Origin of the sequence: Streptomyces sp. A2-16, assembly GCF_018128905.1 — a bacterium.
Classification (GTDB): Bacteria; Actinomycetota; Actinomycetes; order Streptomycetales; family Streptomycetaceae; genus Streptomyces.
The window spans coordinates 6,568,486-6,589,348 of the sequence record NZ_CP063808.1 but is presented as its reverse complement, the minus strand read 5'-3'; the positions used below and the strand labels follow the sequence as shown (position 1 = coordinate 6,589,348).

Below are 20,863 nucleotides of genomic sequence, written 5' to 3'. Positions count from 1 at the left end.
AAAGATCCACGTTGACGCGGCCACGTCCAGCACGGCGAGAACACTCGTATGCGTGTCGTCATAGTGACCGAATCCTTTCCCCCCGACGTGAACGGCGTGGCCCACTGCGCGCTCCAGACCGCCCGGCACCTCGTGGATCGCGGTCACCTTCCGCTCGTCGTCGCGCCGGCCACCGCGTCCGGCCCCGGGTCCGGCGCGGACGCCCCCGCGCCGTGCCCCGTCGTCCGTGTCCCCTCCCTCCCGCTCCCGGGCTACCCCCAGGTCCGCGTCGCCCTCCCCAGCAGGCGCGTGGCCGCGGCGATCGCCGAGCACCGTGCCGACGTCGTCCATCTGGCCAGCCCCTTCGTCCTCGGCGTCCGCGGCATGGCCGCCGCCGCCCGGCTCGGCATCCCCGCCGTGGCCGTCTACCAGACCGACCTCGCCGGATACGCCCGCACCTACGTGCACGCGGGAGAAGCCGCCGCCTGGCGCCGTATCCGCTCCGTCCACGCCGCCGCCGACCTCACCCTCGCCCCGTCCAGCGCCTCCCTGAACGATCTGGAGGCGCACGGTGTGCCCCGGGTCAAACTGTGGCCGCGAGGCGTCGACACCGTCCGCTTCCGCCCCGACCTGCGCGACGAGACACTGCGCCGGCAGCTCGCCCCGAACGGCGAGATGATCGTCGGCTACGTCGGCCGGCTCGCCCCCGAGAAGCACATCGAACTGCTCGCCGACACCTGCCGCCTGGAGGGCGTCAAGGTCGTGGTGGTCGGCGACGGACCGAGCCGGCCCTCGCTCGAGGAGGCGCTGCCGGGCGCGGTCTTCCTGGGCCGTCGCATGGGCGACGAACTGGCCCGGATCTTCGCCTCCTTCGACGTCTTCGCGCACACCGGGCCCTTCGAGACCTTCTGCCAGACCGTCCAGGAGGCCATGGCAAGCGGCGTGCCCGTCGTCGCCCCCGCCGCCGGCGGACCGCTCGACCTGGTCGCCCACGGCCGCACCGGGTTCCTCGTCCCGCCGCGCGACCCGGCCGCCGTACGGGACGCGGTGTGGTCCCTGGCGGCCGACCCCGAGATGCGTGCCTCGTTCGGCCTGGCCGCGCGGGCCATGGTCGAGGGACGCACCTGGGCGGCCGTCGGCGACCAGCTCATCGGCCACTACGCCGCCGTGCTCAGCGGCCGGAAGACGGCGGTGGCGGCATGAGCGCCCCGTCGCTGCGAATCGTCCGGCTCGCCAACTTCGTCGCACCCGCCTCGGGCGGCCTGCGCACCGCCCTGCGTGAACTCGGCAAGGGTTATCAGGCTGCCGGACACGAGTCCGTGCTCGTCGTTCCCGGCCACCGCACGAGCGACCGCCGCACCGAACAGGGACGGATCATCACCCTGCCGGGCCCGCTGCTTCCCGGCACCGGCGGTTACCGGGTCCTCGCCGACAAGCGGCGCGTGGCCCGGCTCCTGGAGGAACTCGCCCCGGACCGCCTGGAGGTCTCCGACCGTACGACCCTCAGATGGACCGGCAAATGGGCCCGCCGCGCCCGCGTGCCCGCCGTGATGGTCTCCCACGAGACCGCCGACGGCGTGCTGCGCACCTGGGGCCTGTCGGAGGGCGCGGCCCGGCGCGCCGCCGACGCCCTCAACGTCCGTACGGCGCACACGTACGCGCGCGTGGTGTGCACCACCGAGTTCGCCGAACGGGAGTTCGTGCGGATCGGCGCGCGCAATGTCGTACGGGCCCCGCTGGGCGTCGATCTGGTCGAGCGGCACCCGGCGTTGCGCGACGCCGGACTGAGGGCCCGGTACGCGCGCGAGGACCAGACGCTCCTCGTGACGTGCACCCGGCTGTCCGTGGAGAAGCGGCCCGGCACGGCGCTGGACGCTCTGGAGTCCCTGGTACGCCGAGGTCGGCGGGCTGTGCTCGTGGTGGCCGGGGACGGGCCGCTGCGGCCGCGCCTCGAACAGCGGGCACGGGAGCGCGGGCTGCCGGTCACGTTCCTCGGGCACGTCTCCGACCGCGGGCTGCTCGGCGCGCTCCAGGCCTGTGCCGACGTGTGCCTGGCCCCCGGCCCGGCCGAGACCTTCGGGCTGGCCGCGCTGGAGGCCATGGCGTGCGGCACGCCGGTGGTGGTGAGCGCCTCCTCCGCGCTGCCGGAGGTCATCGGCTCCGCCGGCGCCGTCGCCGCCGACCGCGGGGACGCCTTCGCGGACGCCGTGGACATGCTGCTGGAACGCTCCGAGGCCGAGCGCCGGGAGAGCGCACGCGCGCGTGCGGAGTGCTTCGGGTGGGACACGGCGGTCCGGGCGTTCCTCGCCGCGCACGACGCGGAGGCCTTCGTACGGCGTTCGGTGCGCTCGGTGCCCGGAGGCGTGGCATGAAGCGGGGGCACGTCATGAGCGGAGGCACGTCATGAGCGGAGGCGCGTGATGTGCGGGGGCGTGGAATGAGCGGGGGCGCGTCATGAGAGGCCTGCGCTTCGTCGCCCTCGGTGACTCGCTCACCGAGGGTGTGGGGGACCCGGTGGGCGACGGGTGGCGCGGCTGGGCCGCGCTGCTCGCCGGCGGACTCTCCCCGGCGGACGTGGACTTCACCAACCTCGCGGTGAGCGGAGCGCAGACCCGGGACGTGCTGGAACGGCAACTGCCGGCCGGGCTCGCGCTGCGGCCGGACGTCGTGTCCGTGGTCGTCGGTGTCAACGACACACTGCGCTGCACCTTCGACATCCACGCCCTGGCCGCCCGGCTCGACACGATCTACGCGGCCTTCCGCGCGCAGGGGGCCGTGCTGCTCACGGCCTGCCTCCCGGACCCGGGCACGATGCTCGGTCTGCCGGGCGCCTTGGCGCGGCCGCTGGCCAGGCGGCAACGGGCCGTCAACACCGTGGTGCACGCGCTGTCCGAGCGGTACGGGGCGGTGCATCTCCATGCCGCCGAGGGGAGGTGGACCACCGAGCGGGCGATGTGGAGCTCGGACCGGCTGCACCCCAGCGAGCGGGGGCATCGTCAGCTGGCGGTGCGCTTCCATGAGGTGCTGGTGGAACGGGGCGTGGCGACGGGGGCCGTTCCCTCGGCCGAGCCGGAGTTTCCCGTGCCCACCAAGTCGGCGAGTCTGTGGTGGCTGGCCACGGCGGGGACCGGGTGGGTGGTGCGGCGGTGCACCGATCTGCTGCCGCAGTTGGTGACGCTGGCCGTGGACGAGATGCGGCACCGCGCGCGGGGGACCAGTGGGCGGCTCGATCTGCGGGCCGCGCACGCGGTGTCCATGGCCCTGGCCGCGGTGTCCGTGCCGGAGCAGCGGACCGAGATCGCGTAAGGGTGCGGGCCGAGGTGCGGCTGCGGTCGGGTGGGGGCCGGCCGCGCAGTTTCCCGCGCCCCTAGGGACGTTGTCGCCGCCGTACCTCCGCGAAGCGCACGGGGATGCCCGGCACCGCCTGCGCTGCCGCTGCGAGGTCCGGTTCCCGGACCACTCCGATCACCGGGTAGCCGCCGGTGGTCGGATGGTCCGCGAGGAAGACCACGGGCCGGCCGTCGGGCGGGACCTGGACCGCGCCCAGGACCATGCCCTCGCTGGGGAGTTCGCCCGCGAAGGCCCTCTCCAGGGTGGGTCCCTCCGTGCGCAGGCCGATGCGGTTGCTCGCCGAGGACACCCGGAAGGTGCGGGAGGTGAAGGCCCGCACCGCCTCCGGGGTGAACCAGTCCTGCCGCGGGCCGAGTGCGACGCGCAGGACGAGTTCGTCGGGGGGCGCCGGCTGGGGGGCGGTGTCCACGCGCGTGTGAAGCGGCTCCGGCGTGCCAAGGGGCAGGACGGCGCCGTCCGAGAGAGGGGCCGGGCCCAGCCCCGACAGGAGGTCGGTGGAGCGGCTGCCCAGCACCGGCTCCACGGCGACTCCGCCGGAGACGGCCACATAACTGCGCAGTCCCAGGACGGCTCTTCCGACCGTCAGCAGTGCTCCGGCCGGCACGCGCACCGGTGCGCCCCACGCCGCCGGGCGGCCGTCCACGGTGACCCGGCAGGGGGCGCCCGTGACGGCCACGGTGAGCGTCGAACGGGGGCGCAGCGCACAGCCGTCGAGCGTGGTCTCCAGAACCGCCGCCTCGGGGAGGTTGCCAACCAGACGGTTGGCGAGGGCGGCCGCGGGCCCGTCCAAAGCGCCGGAGCGGGGGACACCGAGGTGGGCGTGGCCCGGGCGGCCCCGGTCCTGGACGGTGGTCAGCGCTCCGGCCCGGACGACGGAGAGGGCGCGGTCCGTCATGGTGCCGCCACGAAACGCACCCGCGTCCCCGGCGACAGCAGTGCGGCCGGCACGCGCGCGTGGTCCCACAGGACGGCGTCCGTGGTCCCGATGAGCTGCCAGCCGCCCGGTGACGAGCGCGGGTAGACGCCGGTGTAGGGGCCGGCGAGCGCGACCGAGCCCGCCGGGACGGCCGTGCGCGGGGTGGACCGGCGTGGGACGTCGTAGCGGACGGGCAGGCCGGTGAGATAGCCGAACCCGGGCGCGAATCCGCAGAAGGCGACCGTGAATTCGGTGCCGGCGTGGAGTCGGGCCACCTCCTCGGGGGCGACGCCCCAGTGCGCGGCCACATCGGTCAGGTCCGGGCCGTCGTAGCGCACCGGGAGTTCGACGACCTCACGCGCGCGCGGGGGAGCGTGCGGCACCTCGGACGCGGTGAGTTCGGCGGCCAGGCGGGCCGGGTCGGTGAGGCCGTCGAGGAGGACCGTGCGGGCCGCGGGGACGATCTCGCGGACCGACAGCGAGCCCTCCGCGCGACGGCGCAGCAGTTCGGCGTGCAGCGCCTGCGCCTCGTCGCCCGAGGACACCTCGACGAGCAGGGCGGCGTCCCCGACCGGCAGCGTCCTCATACGAAGGCCTCCACCCGGACACCCGAGGTCTCCAGCCGCTCCCGGACCCGGCGGGCCAGTTCGACCGCACCCGGAGTGTCCCCGTGCAGGCACAGGGAGCGGGCCTCGACCTCGATGCGGGCACCGGCGCGGGCGGTGACCGCGCGGTCCCGGGCCAGGCTCAGGGAGCGCTCCACGACCGCCTCCGGATCGGTGACCACCGCGCCCTCCTGGCCGCGTGGCACCAGCGTGCCCTCCTCGGTGTACGCGCGGTCCGCGAAGGCCTCCGGGACGGCCTCCAGACCCGCCTTGCCGGCCGCCTCCAGAAGACGCGAGCCGGGCAGGCCAAGCACCGGGAGCGTGGCGTCCGCGAGGAGCACACCGTCGACGACCGCCGCGGCCTGCTCCTCGTCGTGGACCACCCGGTTGTAGAGCGCGCCGTGCGGCTTCACGTACGACACGCGTGAGCCCGCCGCCCGGGCGAAGACCTCCAGGGCGCCGATCTGATAGGCCACCTCGGCCGTCAGTTCGGCGGACGGCACGTCCATGGCGCGCCGCCCGAACCCCGCGAGGTCCCGGTAGGAGACCTGCGCGCCGATCCGGACCCCGCGCGCGGCCGCCAGCTCGCACACCCGCCGCATGGTGGCCGCGTCCCCGGCGTGGAACCCGCAGGCCACGTTGGCGCTGGTGACGACGGACAGCAGTTGCTCGTCGTCGGTCAGCTGCCAGCGGCCGAAGCCCTCGCCGAGATCGGCGTTCAGATCGATCGAGGCCATGGAGGTCTCGTGTCTCCTTTCGTGGATTTCCAGGGACCCCAGGGCAGTTCAGCCCAGGTCCTCCAAGGGACTCCAGTGGTCTCAGGCCACTCTGTACTGCTCGTCGCGGGCGTCCGTCAGGAACATCTGCCCCGGTGCGTGGGTGATGGCGAAGGGCGGGCGCGAGGCCATCACCGCGGCCTGCGGGGTCACCCCGCAGGCCCAGAACACCGGGATGTCGTCCGGTTCGGCGGTCACCGGATCGCCGAAGTCGGGGCGGCCGAGGTCGTCGATGCCGAGCGCCGAGGGGTCGCCGCAGTGCACAGGGCTGCCGTGCACCGCCGGGAGCAGGCTGCTCTCCCTCAGTGCCGCCGCCAGGTGCTGCGGCGGCACCGGACGCATGGACACCACCATGGGTCCGTGCAGCCGCCCCGCGGGACGGCACTGTCGACTGGTCACGTACATCGGAACGTTCCGGCCCTGCTGAATGTGCCGGATCGGGACGCCCGCCTCGGAAAGAGCCCACTCGAAGGTGAAGCTGCACCCGATCAGGAACGAGACGAGGTCGCCGCGCCAGTGCGCGCGCACGTCCGTCGGCTCGTCCACCAACCTGCCGTTCTCCCACACCCGGTAGCGCGGGAGATCGGTGCGCAGGTCGGCGCCCTCCGCCAGGACGGTGGTCCAGTCGCCGGCGTCCGTGACGTCGAGGACCGGGCAGGGCTTGGGATTGCGCTGACAGAACAGGAGCATGTCGTACGCCCAGTCGGCGGGCACCGAGATCAGGTTGACCTGGGTGTGGCCGGCCGCGACCCCGGCGGTGGGGCCGGCCAGGCCCGCGCGGAAGCGGGTGCGCGCCTGGGCCGGGCTCCACGCGTGCGCGTGCTCGTCGAGGAGGGTCAGGGGACGGTCTTCCGTACGGTTCACGCCAGTTCCTTCCCACGGGTCTCCGGCAGTCCGAGCAGGGCCAGTGCGGCGATGCCGTAGCCGATGGCGCCGAAGACCAGCGCCCCGCCGACACCCCAGCTGTCGGCGAGGAAGCCGACGGTGGTGGGGAAGACCGCGCCGACCGCGCGGCCCGCGTTGTACGTGAAGCCCTGTCCGGAACCGCGCACCGCCGTCGGGTAGAGCTCGCTCAGGTAGGACCCGAAGCCGCTGAAGATCGCCGACATGCAGAACCCCAGGGGGAAGCCGAGGACCAGGAGCCAGGTGTCGGCACCGCTCGGGATGTTGCCGTACGCCACGATGCAGACGGCCGACAGCAGGGCGAAGAGCCAGATGTTGCGGCGCCTGCCCAGCCGGTCGGTGAGGTAGCCGCCCGTCAGATAGCCGAGGAAGGCCCCGGAGATCAGGAACGTGAGATAGCCGCCGGTGCCGACGACCGACAGCCCGCGGTCGCTCTTCAGGTAGGTGGGCACCCAGGTGGCGAGCGTGTAGTAGCCGCCCTGGACGCCGGTGGACAGCAGCCCCGCGAAGATCGTCGTACGCAGCAGGTCCGGTTTGAAGATCGCCGCGAAGGATCCCTTGCCCGCACCCTTCTCGCGCACCGCGACCGCCTCGGGGGCGTCCTGGACCCGGCGGCGCATCCAGACCACGAGCAGCGCGGGCAGCGCGCCGGTCCAGAACATCACGCGCCAGGCCGTGCCGTCGTCGAAGACCGAGAAGACCAGCGTGTACATGATCGCGGCCAGGGCCCAGCCCACGGCCCACGAGCTCTGGATCGCGCCCAGCGTGCGCCCCCGGTGCCTGGCGCTCGCGTACTCGGCGACCAGGATCGCGCCGACCGCCCACTCGCCGCCGAAACCGAGCCCCTGGAGGGCGCGGAAGACCAGCAGCGACTCGAAGTTGGGGGCGAAACCACAGGCCACGGTGAAGATCGCGTAGGTGACCACTGTGATCATCAGCGCCCTGACCCGGCCGACCCGGTCGGCCAACACCCCTGCCAGGGCGCCGCCGACACCGGAGGCCAGCAGGGTGACGGTGGTGAAGAGGCCGGTCTGGCCGCTGTCCAGGCCGAAGTACGCGGCCAGCGCGACCATGCTGAGCGGGAGCGTGAAGTAGTCGTAGGAGTCGAGGGCGTAGCCGCCGAACGCGCCGGCGAAGGCACGCCGACCGCGCGTGCCGAGCGCTCGATACCAGCCCAACGCCCCGTCTTCGGCGGGGCGTTCGGTCTCTGTGGGGTGGTCGGTCAGGGCCTGTGGGGGCGGGGTCGTGCTCATGGGCACCTCGCAGTGGGAGGACGGAGGTAGCGGAGCTGAACCGTGCGGTGCCGAGTACCGTAGAGGATCGTTGAACGATCCTTCAATACCCGTGTTGTTTCGTTCTTGTGTCTGCGGTTGAATTCCGGGCATGGCAGAGCAGCTGAGCGGACTGGCCGACGACCGGGCCCTCCTGGGCCGCACCAGTACGGCCGAGCGGGTCTCGGACATCCTCAGGAGCCGGATCGCCGAGGGCTACTTCCCGCCGGGCACCCGGCTGTCGGAGGACAGCATCGGTGGGGCGCTGGGGGTCTCCCGCAACACCTTGCGCGAGGCGTTCCGGCTGCTCACGCATGAGCGGCTGCTCGTCCACGAGCTGAACCGCGGTGTGTTCGTCCGGGTCCTGGCGGTCGAGGACGTCGAGGACATCTACCGCACCCGCGCGCTGGTGGAGTGCGCGGTCGTCCGGGGGCTGGACGAACCGCCGTACGCCCTGGACGCACTCGCCGAGGCGGTCGAGGAGGGGCAGCGGGCGGTCCGCGAAGGTGACTGGAAAACGCTGGGCACGGCCAACATCCACTTCCACCGCGAACTCGTCGCCCTTGCGGGCAGCGAGCGCACCGACGAACTGATGCGCAGTGTCTTCGCCGAACTGCGGCTCGCCTTCCACGTGGTGGACGACCCCAAGGCCCTGCACGAGCCGTACCTGGCGCGCAACCAGCAGATCCTCCAGGCGCTGGAGGCGGGCGACAAGGCCGAGGCCGAAAAGCTGCTGGGGGTGTATCTGCGCGATTCACTGGAACGCGTGGTCGATGTCTACCGGCGGAGGGTGAGCGCCCCTTAGGGGCGCGAGGCTGTGTCGATCTGCGGCTCCGCCGCGCGGGCGCGACCGGCCGAAGGCGGTCCGCGGACGGAACGCGACCGGTCGTGCCCCGTCCCACCGCCGGAGGCGATCCGTGCCGTTTGGGGAGTTGTCAGACCGAGGACCTAGTCTGTGCACCGTGACTTCGCCTGCGACGACGGACAGCGTTCCGCCCCAGTTCAGCGCGGGGCCGCGCCCCGCACCGGGCCCGGCCGCCGACGAGGGACTGGCGCGGCGGCTGCGCGCGCTCGCCTGCACCGCGCCGTTGCACGACCTCGACGCCCGCAAGGCCAACCTCGCGGGCGAGTACTCGGTGTACGGCATGGCGGAGGTGGCCCTGGCCGCCATCGACCTGGTCACCCTGAACATGGACTTCGACACCGGCGCCGACCACGACCAGATCGTCGCCCGCCTCATCCCGCGCATCGCCGCCCAGGCCCCGCAGCGACCCGTCGCCGAGCACGAGCGCGTGGCCCGCTGGGTCCTGGAGAACCTGATCAACGTCGGCAGCGTCGACCGCGGATTCCGGGCGGTCTACGGCACTTTCGCACCGGACGGCACCTATGTCCGGCGTGACTACGACTTCAAGCTGATCGAGGAGGTGCCGGGGCCCGGCGGCTCGGTGTACCTCCGGACCACCGACGAGGCGGTCAACGTCCTCGTCGGCGCCCTCGACACCGACGTCACCAGCGCCCAGATCGCCGCCGAGGTCAAGCTGGAGGTGCTGATCAGCCGCGGCCGCCTCGCCGACGCCCAGCTCGCCGCCGAGCAGGCCAGGTACCGGACCGTGCAGTACTCCGAGACCCTGCGCAGGGCGCTGGACGCCACCCGCCGCAATGTCCGGGCCGTGGACTGGCTCAACTCCGTGCCCGACATGATCGCCGAGGCCCTCGACCACGTCGCCGACCGGTACCGCCACGAGAACGCGATCCTGACCAACATCCGCAAGGCCCGCGACGAGTCGGAGGACGCCGAGCAGAAGCGGCGCGCCGCCGAGCTCGTCGACATCGTCAAGGACTGCATCCGGCGCCACACCCAGCTCCAGTCCCGGCTCCTGGAGGCGGGCCCGTTGTTCCGCGCCGAGCAGGACCGGCAGGCCTTCGCCACACCCATGACGACGTCGGGGATAGATCTGTACGGCCACCTCGTCGCGCCGGTGCTGCCGTTGCCGCTGGAGCAGGCGACCCGGGTCACCGACGCGTTCTTCGCGCGCGGCACCGGCCTGCGCACACCAGTGTCGGTCCGGGTGGGCGACCTCGTCGACATACTGCTGACACCGCCGATGGAGCGGGAGCACCTGGGCGCGGAGATGCCGGAACCGGACCTCATCGCCACCCCGGACGACAGCCGGTTCAGCGAGGAGCAGCTGGCCTCCGCGAAGCAGCTGCTGGACCTGCAGGCGGACGCACCGCGACGGCTCTCGGGACTGCTCGCGGAGGCGCGCAGGACCGGCGGGTTCGATCTCGCCTACCTGGTGGCCCTGATGTCGATCCACGCGGCCAGCCCCGCCGTCGGCACCGCCTACCGCCAGGGCGAGGAGAAGCTCCTCTTCGCCGTGGACGACGGCACGGAACTGGACGATCCGGACTTCGGCGGCGCCGACCTCATCGTCGGCACGGCCCTGCTGGACGCCGCGGGGATGGCGGCGGACCGGACGGAAGCAGCATGACCGAGCAAGAGCGTGACAAGGAGCCGCAGCCGTGAGTGAGCATGTCGAGTGGAGCGACCCGGAGGTCCCGACCCCGTCGGCGCCCGCCGCCGTCACCCCCGCCGACGCCGCCGACGCCGCTCGGCTCGTCGCGTTCGGGCTCCAGCCCAAACTGCAGCCCGCGCGGGACCAGGAGTACGCCGAACTGCTGCGGCGCTACCGCGAGGACCCGCCGTTCGCACGGCTCGCCGACGCCGTCGCCGCCGGACTCGGGCTGGTCGTCCTGGAGGTCTCCCCGCGCGCGGGGATGGCCGTGACCGCCGCCGAGGACTCGGTGTTCGCCGTCCGGATGGGGGACTACGCGCGTCGTACGTCCGCCGACGGCGGCGACCGGTTCCTGCACGGCCTCGCCCATCTCGCGGTCGCCGCCATGGCGTTCCCGCGGCCCGAGGACCTCGCCGACGACGGATACATCGGCCGCGTCTCGGTCAACGGCGTCGACGCCTTCGTACGGCAGGCCTGCCGGCGTCTGGAGGAGCGGGCCGAGGAGGTCGGCGAGAACACCGACCCGGCCACCGACGCGCCGGGTCTCGAGGCCGCCTGGCGGATCTGGGCCAGACGCAGCGCGGCCGGCGCGACCAAGGACGCCCGCAGGCTGGCCGGGTCCACGACCGGCATCGTGGGCAAGGCGGCCGCCTTCCTCACCGACTCCGGCTTCCTCCAGCGCACCGGGGACGACAACGGCGGTACCTACCGGACCACCGCTCGTTACCAGCTCCAGGTGCGAGACATGGCCGGAAGCGCCGCCATGGCGGAACTGCTGGAGCTGGGCGTCGTCCCGGTCACCGACGGCACGCCGACGCTGCTGCCGCCCGAGGACGGCGACGACCTGGAGCTGGCGGCCGACGCCGGACTGCCGTTCCACTCCTGAACTTCCCTGACCTGCCGAAGATTTACGAGAGTCCGCCATGTACGAGCTGTCCCGGGTCCGCCTCTACTCCATCGGCCCTGCCGGTGCGCGCTACGCCGACACCGTGCTTGACCTGCGCGGCGTCGGCGCGGAAGTGCCCGACCCCGCGCCCACCCAGGCGGAGTTCTTCGAGGAGGAGCCCGTCGGCCCGCCGCGCCGGCCCGCGCCCGCCGGGGTGCTCTTCCTGGAGAACGGCGGCGGCAAGTCCGTCCTGCTCAAGCTGATCTTCTCGGTGATGCTGCCGGGCCACCGCAACACCCTCGGCGGCGCCAGCTCCGGTGTGCTGCGCAAGTTCCTGCTGGCCGACGACTGCGGGCATGTCGCCCTGGAGTGGCAGCACACCCTCACCGGCGAGTGCGTCGTCGTCGGCAAGGTCAGCGAGTGGCGGGGACGTCAGGTCTCCAACGACCCGCGGAAGTTCGCCGAGGCCTGGTACTCCTTCCGGCCCGGGCCGGGCCTCTCGCTGGACAACCTGCCCGTCGCCGAGTCCACCGGCGTACGGACCCCCGTGGAGGGCCAGTCCGCCGCGCAGGGCCGGCGCCGCACCATGAAGGGCTTCCGGGACGCCCTCACCGAGGCGGGCAAGGCGTATCCGCATCTGGAGGTGCACTGGGAGGAGATCCACGACCGGTGGATCGAGCACCTCGGCGACCTCGGCCTGGACCCCGAACTCTTCCGCTACCAGCGGGAGATGAACGCCGACGAGGGCGAGGCCGCAGGTCTCTTCGCGGTGAAGAAGGACTCCGACTTCACCGACCTGCTGCTGCGCGCGGTGACCGACACCCGCGACACCGACGGGCTCGCCGACCTGGTCAGCGGATTCGGCAACAAGCTGGGGCGCCGCGCCGAACTCATCGCCGAACGGGACTTCACCGCCGGGTCGGTGGACCTGCTCGGCCGCATCGTCGAGGCCGCCGAGGCCCGTTCACGCGCGCGTGACATCCACGCCGGCGCCGAGCGCCGTACCCGGACACTGGCCCGCCGACTGTCCGCACGCGGTGTCCAGGAGCGGGTACGGGCCGCGGACCTGGCCCAGCGCGTCACCGCCGCCGCATACGCCGTCACACACGCCGAGGCGGGCCGGGAGCGCAGTGCGCTGATCGCCGCCCAACTCGCCTACCGCCACGCATCCCTGGCGCTCGCCGCAGCGGAGAAGTCGGCCGCCGCCCAGAAGCGCGAGCTCACCGAAGCACGCACCCTGCACTCCGCCTGGCAGGCCGCCGAGGCCGTCCTGCGCCACCGTGCCGCCGCCGACCGGGTCGCGCGCGTGGCCGCCGCCATCCAGGAGGCCGAACGGGACGCGGCCCCCGCGCTCGCCGCCCGCGCCAGGGCCGCCGTCGATCTCGTACGGGCCCTGCACGCGGCCGCCGAGGGCGCCGAGACCCTCGCCAACGAGGAGGAGGAGCGCTCCGCCGCTCTCCAGGAGGTCGGCGAGTCCGCCTACCGGGACTCCACCGCGGCCGCCACCGAGGCACAGCGCGCCCGCAGCGAGATCGGCCATCTGCGCCAGCGGCTGAGCGAGGTCGAGCAGGAGACCGCCGAGGCGGTGCGCGCGGGGTGGCTCGACGACAGCGCCCCCGACGCCGATCCCGCGCGCGCGGCCCTCGCCGCGAGCGACGCCGAGAAGACGGCGGTCGCCGCCTGGGACACCGCCCGCGAGGCCTCGCACCGAGCCGGCGAGCACGCCCGTGAGGCGGCCTCCACCGAGTCCCGCGCCGAACTCACGGCAGCCCGCGCCGAGGACGCGGCCACCGCGGCCGCGCGGTCCTACGAGGCCGAGCGGCGCCTCGCCGAGGGACTGGCGGGGGAGGAGCGGCTCGCCGAGCTGCTCAGCCTGACCGGGACCTCCGCGGGAGTGCCGGGTCCGCGTGCCGGGGCCGACGGCACGCGGAAGGACGCCGCCGCCGGGCGTGAGGGCCCCGGTGCAGGCAGCGCCACCGACCCGCACACCGGCTCCGCGGACGTCGTCACGGACGGCGGACTCACCCCCGAGGACCTCGACCGGTTTGCCGACGAACTGCGTGAGCTGCTCGACGACTCCGTCTCCTCGGCCGAACGCCAGCTCTTCGAGCTGCGGACGGCCGCAGCCGACGACTCCCGGATCCTCGGCGCGCTCGGCGACGGCGGACTCCTGCCACCGGGACCCGACGTGCTGGCCACCGTCGAGTTCCTCGGCGAGAACGGCATCCCGGCGCTGCCCGGCTGGCGCTATCTCGCCCAGGCCGTCGACCCCGCCGACCACGCGCGCGTACTGGCCGCAAGGCCGGAACTGGTCGACGGCGTGATCATCACCGACCCCGACACGCACGCGCGTGCCCGCGAGGCGCTGAACGACGCGGCCCTGCTCCCGCGCTCCGCCGTCGCCGTCGGCACGGCCGCCGCGCTGCTGGCGCCGACTCCGGCCACCGATTCCCGGAGCGGTGACGTCTTCCTCGTACCGCCGAACCCGGCCATGCACGACGAACACGCCGCCGACGAGGAGCGCCAGGCGCTGCGGGCGCGGGCCGGTGAGCGGGACGAGGAGATCCGGTCGCTCGCGGCCCGCCTCGGCAAGGACCGGGAACTGGCCGCCCGGCTCGCCTCCTGGCGCACCGGCTGTCCGGCCGGACGGCTCGTCGAGCTCGCGCAGGCCGCCCGCGACACGCGGGCGTTCGCCGAGGAGGCGGAGGCCGAGCTGGCCGAGGCGCGCATGGTGCGGGCCGAGGCGGACGAAGCCGCCGCCGAGGCCGCCCAGACGCGCGACGAGCGGCAGGAGGCAGCCCAGAAGGCCCGGCGTGCCGCCGACGCCCTCGCCGGGCTGGCCTACCGGCTGCGCGAGCGGGCCGGCTGGCAGGCCAAGCTGCGCGAACTGGCCGACGAGGCCACCGAGTCGGAGGCCCGGGCCCAGACCTGCCTGGAGCGGGCCCGCGCCGCCGACGAGGACCGGCGCGGGGCCCAGCGGGCCGCCGACGACGCCCGCCGCACCGCGCGTGCGCTGCGTGCCGAGCGCGCCGAGATCGCCGGCGCCCCCGACGACGTACCCGACAGTGCCCCGGATGCCTCCAGGGCGTCCCTGCCCGCGCTCCGCGAGGCCTACCGGGCCGCCTCCCAGCTGTACGAGAAGGTGGGTGTCGGTGCCGACCTGCGGGCCGAGCAGGCCCGGTCGGAGAGCGACGAGAGCGCGGCCCTGGCCGAACTGGACCGGCTGAGCAACAAGGTCCGCACCCGCGCGGAGCAGTTGCTGCGGTCACCCGACGGGTCCGACGGGCCCTCCCGGCAGGCCGCGGCCGCGCGTGCGGAGGAGCTGGTGCAGCTCCTGGAGACCCGGATGTCGACCGCGAGCGAGCAGCTCGGGCGGTTGCGCGGTGAGGCCGAGCGGCACGCGCCCGAGGACGGCGAGGCACACACCGAGCTGTCGGCCGAGCTGGAACCGCGCGACGCCGAGCACGCACAGGCGCTCCTGCGTACGGCCACCACCGAACTCTCCTCCCGCACCGAGGCGTTGGCGCAGGCCCGGGAGGCGCACGCGGAGCTGCTCGACTCCCACCGGGCTGCGGAGGACGCCGCGGGCGGCTTCGACGAGATCGCCGCGATGCTGCGCGACCTGCTGCGCGAGCACGCCATGGAGGACGAGCAGGAGGAGCCGGAGCCCTACCCGGGCAGCCCCGAGGAGGCCCGGCAGGCCGCCGCCGAGGCCCGCCGGTCGCTGCGTGGCTGCGCCGCCGACCTCTCCGCCGCCGAGGCCGCCGTGCGCGAGGCCAGCGATGTACTCGTCCGGCACGCCAACTCCACGCGCTACGAGCAGGTCCGAACCCCCGCGCGGCAGCAGATCCGGGAGCTGCCCGCGTCCGCGCTGCCCGAGCACGCGCAGAAGTGGGCGGACGCCTTCGCACCCCGACTGCGGGTGCTGACCGACGAGTTGGCGCAGCTGGAGCGGAACCGGGACTCGATCGTGGACCGGCTGCGCGGGCTCGTGGAGTCCGCCCTCGCCACGCTCAGGTCCGCCCAGCGGCTGTCCCGGCTGCCCGAGGGGCTCGGCGAGTGGTCCGGGCAGGAGTTCCTGCGGATCCGCTTCGAGGAACCCGACCAGGCGACGCTGACCGAGCGGCTCGGCGAGGTCATCGACGAGGCGACCCGGGCCGCGGTGAAGAAGAACTCCGACCTGAGGCGGGACGGAATGTCCCTGCTCCTGCGGGGAGTCGGGGCGGCGCTCCAGCCCAGGGGCGTGGCCGTGGAGATCCTCAAGCCGGACGCCGTACTGCGCGCCGAGCGGGTGCCTGTCGGGCAGATGGGCGACGTGTTCTCCGGCGGCCAGCTGCTCACCGCGGCCATCGCGCTGTACTGCACGATGGCGGCCCTGCGCTCCAACGACCGGGGCCGGGACAAGCACCGGCACGCCGGCACGCTGTTCCTGGACAACCCGATCGGCCGCGCCAACGCGACGTATCTGCTGGAGCTGCAGCGGGCGGTGTCGGATGCGCTGGGTGTCCAACTCCTGTACACCACAGGCCTGTTCGACACGACGGCACTCGCGGAGTTCCCGCTCGTCATCCGGCTGCGCAACGACGCGGACCTCCGGGCCGGCCTGAAGTACATCAGCGTGGAGGAACACCTCCGCCCGGGCCTGCCGCAGCAGCCCCAGGCGGGCGAGGCGGGACACAGCGAGATCACGGCGACGCGGATGTTCAAGCGCCCGACGCCTGCGACTCCCTGAGGGACGCGGGGCGGTGACCGATGCGCCGCCCCGCCGGGCTCACGGGTGCGACAACTGGCCCGTGCCGCCGCCCTGGCGCCGTATCCGCTCCTGAGCCCGCTCGGCGATCCGTTCCTGCCGACGGGCCTTGCGCCGCTCGCGACGCAGCGCACGCGCCGTGCTGCTCGGGGTCGACACCACGCCGTGGCGCTGGTTCCACACCTGGCGGGTGACCCAGACGTCCAGGGCTCCCCAGGTGGCCACCACGGTGCTGGCCACGCTGCTCACCACCATCGGGAACGCCAGCCAGGAGCCGGCCAGGGTGCACAGGAAGGCCACCATCGCCTGAAGCAGGGTCACGGCGATGATCAGGACCGCCCGCACCGCGGAGGTCCGCACCGGGTCCGGCAGCCGGCGCCTGCGCGCGGGTTCCTCGACCCACAATGGCCGGTACGGCTCCTCCCTGGCCGCGCCACGCCCGCTCGGCACGTCCGACCCCGCCCGTATGCCGGGAGCACGTGGCTCGGGGCGCCTCGCCGCCGTCGGACTCGCCGTCTCCACGCCGATTCCCGGCGCCTCCTGCCGTTCCGCCGTGCCCATCACCGTGTCACTCCCCACCGCCGGCAGCTTCCTGGTCCCGGTGTCCGTGGACCGGGTTTCAAGGTGGCTGCCCGGCTTGCGCTGCTTTACGCCGCCCAGTTGCAGATGCGGCTCCTGTGGCCGAATCCACCGCCATTTCCCGAAGAGAAGGACGAACAAGACCCCTTCAAGATTCCCCGAGGACGTCAAAGAAACGAAAAAATCCAGCCAACTCCCCGGCGTGACCGATCGGTTCCGATCCGACACGGAGCAGCTGATCGCAGGAGGCAATCTCCCGCAATGGGAGGACAACTGCCCATGTCTCGACACCGGAGCGGAAGTTCGTGTTCCGGACGCAACTTCAAGTTACGGGTGCGTCGGTAGTAGGCTCGCGCCGTTTGTTGACGTACATGTGTACCCCCGGCCGGCGGGGGTCGAGCTGGGGGAGGCCATGCGCTTTCGCGGGAAGTCGATCCGCCGGAAGATCGTGGCGCTGCTTCTCGTGCCGCTGGTGTCCCTGATCGCGGTGTGGGGCTTCGCCACGGTACTGACGGGTCGTGAGGTCGCCCAGCTCTTCCAGGTGTCGACCGTGACGGAGAAGCTCGGTTATCCCATCGAGGACACCGTGCGCGTACTCCAGCAGGAACGCCGCCAGACGCTCGTCTACCTCGCCGACCCGCGCGCGTCGGACGCCCTGTCCGCGCTGCGCAGCACGCGGAACGCCTCCGACGACGCCATCGCCAAGTTCCGCCGCAACGCCCGCGATCCCGATGTCCGCGACGGTCTCGACCAGGACGACGACGAGCGCCTCACCGCCGTCCTGGACGCCTTCGACGGCATCGACTCGCTGCGCCGGACCGTCGAGGAAGGCACCGTCTCCCGGCTTCAGGCCCTCGACCAGTACAACCGCCTGGTCGACCCCGCCTACGCCCTCCTCGCCACGCTCGACGGCATCGACAACGTCGAACTGGACAAGCAGTCCCGGGCGCTGGTCAACATCACCCGGGCCCGCGAACTGCTCTCCCGCGAGGACGCCCTCCTCGGTTCCGCCCTCGTGGTGGGGAAACTGACCCGCGAGGAGATCCGCGACGTCTCCGACCTCGTCGCACAGCGGACCATGATGTACGAGGTCAGTCTGGGCGTACTTCCGGCCGCGGAGCGTGAGCGCTACGAGCGCTTCTGGAAGAACGCCGGCACCGCTCCGCTGCGCTCCGCCGAGCAGTCCGTCGCCACCGCGCAACCAGGCACGGACGGCAGTGTCAGCGCCAAGAGCTGGGACGCCGCTGCGGGCAGCGTGCTCGACGAACTCGCCAGGCTCGACGACCAGGCGGGCGACCGCCTTCAGGACCGGGTCCGGCCGGACGCGATCGGCGTCATCGTCAAGGCGGCCGTGGTCGGCGTCCTCGGCCTCATCGCCCTGCTCTTCTCGCTGGTCCTGTCCGTCCGCGTCGGCCGCGGCCTCATCCGCGACCTGCGCCAACTGCGCCTGGAAGCCCATGAGGCCTCCGGCGTGCGACTGCCCAGCGTGATGCGCCGCCTCTCGGTCGGCGAACAGGTCGACGTGGAGACCGAGGTCCCGCGCCTGGAGTACGACAAGAACGAGATGGGCGAGGTCGGCCAGGCCCTCAACACCCTCCAGCGGGCCGCCGTCGAAGCCGCCGTCAAACAGGCCGAGTTGCGCGCCGGGGTCTCCGAGGTCTTCGTCAACCTCGCCCGCCGCAGCCAGGTCCTGCTGCACAAGCAGCTCACCCTGCTCGACACCATGGAGCGCCGCACCGAGGACACCGACGAACTCGCCGACCTGTTCCGCCTCGACCACCTGACGACCCGTATGCGCCGGCACGCCGAGGGCCTCGTCATCCTCTCGGGCGCGGCACCCTCCCGGCAGTGGCGCAAGCCGGTCCAGTTGATGGACGTCGTCCGCGCCGCCGTCGCCGAGGTCGAGGACTACGAGCGCATCGAGGTCCGCAGGCTGCCCCGGGTGGCCGTGACCGGCCCGGCCGTCGCTGACCTCACGCACCTCGTGGCCGAACTCCTGGAGAACGCCACGGTGTTCTCCCCGCCGCACACCGCCGTCCAAGTCCTGGGCGAGCGGGTCGCCAACGGCTTCACCCTGGAGATCCACGACCGCGGACTCGGCATGGCCGCCGACGCGCTGCTGGACGCCAACCTCCGGCTCGCCGAGACACCCGAGTTCGAGCTGTCCGACACCGACCGGCTGGGCCTGTTCGTGGTCAGCCGGCTCGCCCAGCGGCAGAACGTCAGGGTCTCGCTGCAGCCCTCGCCGTACGGCGGCACCACGGCGGTCGTCTTCATCCCCGACGCGCTGCTGACCGACGACGTCCCCGACACCAACGGCATCGGCTTCCGTCTCGACCGCCCCCGGCCGTCGAAGGAGGCCGAACTGGAGGAGGCGCAGCGCGTCTCGCTCACCCGGGGACCGGCCCAGCTGCCGGCCATGCCGCCCGCGATCCTCGACGGCCCGGTCGAACTGGAGGCCCCCGTCGACCTGGACGCCCTCGACGACCTCCCGGGTGTGCTCGACTCCGAGGACAGCGAACGCGGCGGACTGTTCCGCCCGCGCCGCTCCCTGGCCCAGGTCGACGACGACGCCCCGGCGACCGACGGCGCCGACGACGGGCCGGACGCCCCGGTGTCACTGTCCCGCCGCCGCACCCCCAAGCTGGTCAGCTCCCACGGGCGCCCGGTCACCGACGAGCGGACGGGACGCGGGGAGCCGGACCAGCCACCGGCGATCGGCCCGGGCGCGTCCCGGTCCCGGACGACCCCCTCGGTGGGGCCGGGGCCTGCCCACACCGAACCTCCGACCCTGCCGAGCCGCCGCCGTGCCGCGGCCCTGCGCCGGAGCACCGGTGTGGCGGACCGCCTCGACGAGCTGACGGAAGCACCGGCGTCTCCGGCGTCCCCGAGTCGCGAACTCGGCGGGGCCCCGGGATCCCCCGCCCTGCCCCGACGCACCCGGCGTGCCGAAATCGCGTCGAGCGGACCGGCGCCGGACGACCCCGCCACCGGTCCCACCGGTCCCACCGGCGGCTCCACCTCGGGTACGGCCCCTCTCGGCTCCCTGGGTTCGGCCGCGGACGCCCTCGGCAGGAACGGCTCGGCCGGCTCCCTCCCGGGCGGCGCCGCACGGCCCGGCTGGGACGAGTCCGCACGCGGCGTCTCCGGCTCGGGCCGACCGCCCCTCGGCACCACCCGCGGGCCCCTCGACACCGGCCCCGGCAGTGCTCCGCTGCCCCGCCGTGTCCGGCAGGCCAACCTGGCCCCGCAGCTCAAACAGGCCCCGGCGCGGCGCCCCCAGAACCAGGCGGAGCCCGCCGAACGGGACGCCGACGAGGTACGCAGCCGTATGGCCTCGCTCCAACGGGGCTGGCAGCGTGGCCGTGAGGAGAACGCCGTGGACGACGACACGTCCGGCGGCACAGCACCACAACGAACGACTAAGGGGGACGGTCGATGACCGCACCGAAGGCGACCGACAAGTCCGGCGAGCTCAACTGGCTCCTCGACGACCTGGTGGAGCGCGTCGCGAGCATCCGCAAGGCCCTGGTGCTCTCCAGCGACGGCCTCCCGACCGGCGTGTCCCAGGACCTGACCCGCGAGGACAGCGAGCACCTCGCCGCCGTGGCGTCCGGGTTCCACAGCCTGGCCAAGGGCGTGGGCCGGCACTTCGAGGCGGGCAACGTCCGCCAGACCGTCGTGGAACTGGACGACGCCTTCCTGTTCGTGACGGCCGCGGGTGACGGCAGCTGCCTCGCCGTCCTCTCGGACGCTGACTCGGACGTGGGCCTCGTCGCCTACGAGATGACGCTCCTGGTCAAGCGAGTCGGTGCGCATCTGGGTGCCGCCCCGCGCACCGATCTGCCTCAGGGCGGGTAGTGAGATGGCATGAGCACAGACGGTCAGGGAAGAAGCCACTGGTTCGACGACGAGGCCGGACCGGTGGTCCGTCCGTACGCCATGACGCGCGGCCGCACCACGAGTGCCGGCCAGCACCGTCTCGACCTCATCGCGGTCGTCGTGGCCGAACCCCATACGGACGATCCCGAAGGGGACCACTCGCTCTCCCCCGAGCACGTGGACATCGTCGACCTGTGCCGGGACACCCCCCAGTCGGTCGCCGAGCTGTCCTCGGAGCTCGACCTGCCCATCGGTGTCGTGCGAGTCCTCATAGGCGACCTCGTCGCCTCGGAGTGGGTCCATGTGAACCGGCCGGTGCCGCCCGCCGAGCTTCCGGACGAGAGCATCCTGCGTGACGTGATCAACGGCCTGCGGGCCCTGTGACGGGCCGATCCGCCCGCCCGGGGCCCGCCCCCACCCTCGCCTGACCTGGGCGAACGCCGGCAAGA

General features: G+C 73.3%; 16 protein-coding genes. 10 read left to right on the top strand and 6 right to left on the bottom strand.

What is annotated here, in order from left to right; all coding sequences use genetic code 11:
- The first annotated feature begins 48 nt into the window (after nucleotides 1–48).
- From IOD14_RS29540 to IOD14_RS29530, 3 genes are all read left to right on the top strand, one after another.
- Complete coding sequence (locus IOD14_RS29540; protein ID WP_212672004.1) at nucleotides 49–1,182, top strand: glycosyltransferase family 1 protein; 1,134 nt, start codon at nucleotides 49–51, stop codon at nucleotides 1,180–1,182.
- A complete protein-coding gene (locus IOD14_RS29535) occupies nucleotides 1,179–2,351 on the top strand; it encodes a glycosyltransferase (protein ID WP_212672003.1) in 1,173 nt (390 codons plus the stop codon). Before IOD14_RS29540 ends, IOD14_RS29535 begins: the two co-directional genes overlap by 4 nt.
- An 82-nt stretch (nucleotides 2,352–2,433) precedes the next feature.
- Nucleotides 2,434–3,285 (top strand): SGNH/GDSL hydrolase family protein, encoded by an 852-nt coding sequence (locus IOD14_RS29530; RefSeq protein WP_212672002.1) that lies wholly within the window; start codon nucleotides 2,434–2,436, stop codon nucleotides 3,283–3,285.
- 61 nt (nucleotides 3,286–3,346) lie between these two features.
- Here the strand turns inward: IOD14_RS29530 and IOD14_RS29525 are convergent, their stop codons facing one another.
- From IOD14_RS29525 to IOD14_RS29505, 5 genes are all read right to left on the bottom strand, one after another.
- Nucleotides 3,347–4,225 carry a biotin-dependent carboxyltransferase family protein gene (locus tag IOD14_RS29525; protein ID WP_123987855.1) on the bottom strand — a complete coding sequence of 293 codons (879 nt, stop codon included), beginning with the start codon at nucleotides 4,223–4,225 and terminating at the stop codon, nucleotides 3,347–3,349.
- Nucleotides 4,222–4,833, bottom strand: a complete 612-nt coding sequence (gene pxpB, locus IOD14_RS29520) for a 5-oxoprolinase subunit PxpB (protein WP_212672001.1) — start codon at nucleotides 4,831–4,833, stop codon at nucleotides 4,222–4,224. The genes IOD14_RS29525 and pxpB overlap by 4 nt, the downstream gene beginning before the upstream one ends.
- Nucleotides 4,830–5,588, bottom strand: a complete 759-nt coding sequence (locus tag IOD14_RS29515) for a 5-oxoprolinase subunit PxpA (RefSeq protein ID WP_212672000.1) — start codon at nucleotides 5,586–5,588, stop codon at nucleotides 4,830–4,832. The genes pxpB and IOD14_RS29515 overlap by 4 nt, the downstream gene beginning before the upstream one ends.
- 81 nt (nucleotides 5,589–5,669) lie before the next feature.
- Entirely contained in the window at nucleotides 5,670–6,491 is an 822-nt protein-coding gene (locus IOD14_RS29510; protein ID WP_123987852.1) for a putative hydro-lyase, read from the bottom strand.
- Nucleotides 6,488–7,783 (bottom strand): MFS transporter, encoded by a 1,296-nt coding sequence (locus tag IOD14_RS29505; protein ID WP_212671999.1) that lies wholly within the window; start codon nucleotides 7,781–7,783, stop codon nucleotides 6,488–6,490. Before IOD14_RS29505 ends, IOD14_RS29510 begins: the two co-directional genes overlap by 4 nt.
- Nucleotides 7,784–7,913: 130 nt before the next feature.
- Here IOD14_RS29505 and IOD14_RS29500 point away from each other — a divergent pair, with 130 nt between their 5' ends.
- The 4 genes from IOD14_RS29500 (at nucleotide 7,914) to IOD14_RS29485 (ending at nucleotide 15,935) form a co-directional block, all read left to right on the top strand.
- Complete coding sequence (locus IOD14_RS29500; RefSeq protein ID WP_123987850.1) at nucleotides 7,914–8,606, top strand: GntR family transcriptional regulator; 693 nt, start codon at nucleotides 7,914–7,916, stop codon at nucleotides 8,604–8,606.
- A 157-nt stretch (nucleotides 8,607–8,763) separates the two neighbouring features.
- The gene (locus tag IOD14_RS29495) at nucleotides 8,764–10,293 is read left to right on the top strand and encodes a hypothetical protein (RefSeq protein WP_212671998.1); all 1,530 of its coding nucleotides are present in this window, start codon (nucleotides 8,764–8,766) and stop codon (nucleotides 10,291–10,293) included.
- Between the two features lie 31 nt (nucleotides 10,294–10,324).
- Complete coding sequence (locus IOD14_RS29490) at nucleotides 10,325–11,203, top strand: hypothetical protein (protein WP_123987848.1); 879 nt, start codon at nucleotides 10,325–10,327, stop codon at nucleotides 11,201–11,203.
- A gap of 37 nt (nucleotides 11,204–11,240) precedes the next feature.
- A complete protein-coding gene (locus IOD14_RS29485) occupies nucleotides 11,241–15,935 on the top strand; it encodes a hypothetical protein (RefSeq protein WP_212671997.1) in 4,695 nt (1,564 codons plus the stop codon).
- Nucleotides 15,936–15,974: 39 nt separating this feature from the next.
- Here IOD14_RS29485 and IOD14_RS29480 read toward each other — a convergent pair whose 3' ends face one another.
- Complete coding sequence (locus IOD14_RS29480) at nucleotides 15,975–16,514, bottom strand: hypothetical protein (protein ID WP_123992539.1); 540 nt, start codon at nucleotides 16,512–16,514, stop codon at nucleotides 15,975–15,977.
- A gap of 430 nt (nucleotides 16,515–16,944) precedes the next feature.
- Between IOD14_RS29480 and IOD14_RS29475 the strand changes: the two genes are divergently transcribed.
- Genes IOD14_RS29475 through IOD14_RS29465 form a run of 3 tightly spaced genes read left to right on the top strand, consistent with a single transcriptional unit; the run spans nucleotide 16,945 to nucleotide 20,798 of the window.
- A complete protein-coding gene (locus tag IOD14_RS29475; protein ID WP_212671996.1) occupies nucleotides 16,945–19,974 on the top strand; it encodes a nitrate- and nitrite sensing domain-containing protein in 3,030 nt (1,009 codons plus the stop codon).
- Nucleotides 19,971–20,393: a roadblock/LC7 domain-containing protein gene (locus tag IOD14_RS29470; protein WP_123987845.1), complete on the top strand. Its 423-nt coding sequence runs from the start codon at nucleotides 19,971–19,973 to the stop codon at nucleotides 20,391–20,393. The genes IOD14_RS29475 and IOD14_RS29470 overlap by 4 nt, the downstream gene beginning before the upstream one ends.
- Before the next feature lie 9 nt (nucleotides 20,394–20,402).
- On the top strand, nucleotides 20,403–20,798 hold the full coding sequence (locus IOD14_RS29465) for a DUF742 domain-containing protein (protein WP_123987844.1): 396 nt from the start codon (nucleotides 20,403–20,405) through the stop codon (nucleotides 20,796–20,798).
- Nucleotides 20,799–20,863: the final 65 nt, after the last annotated feature.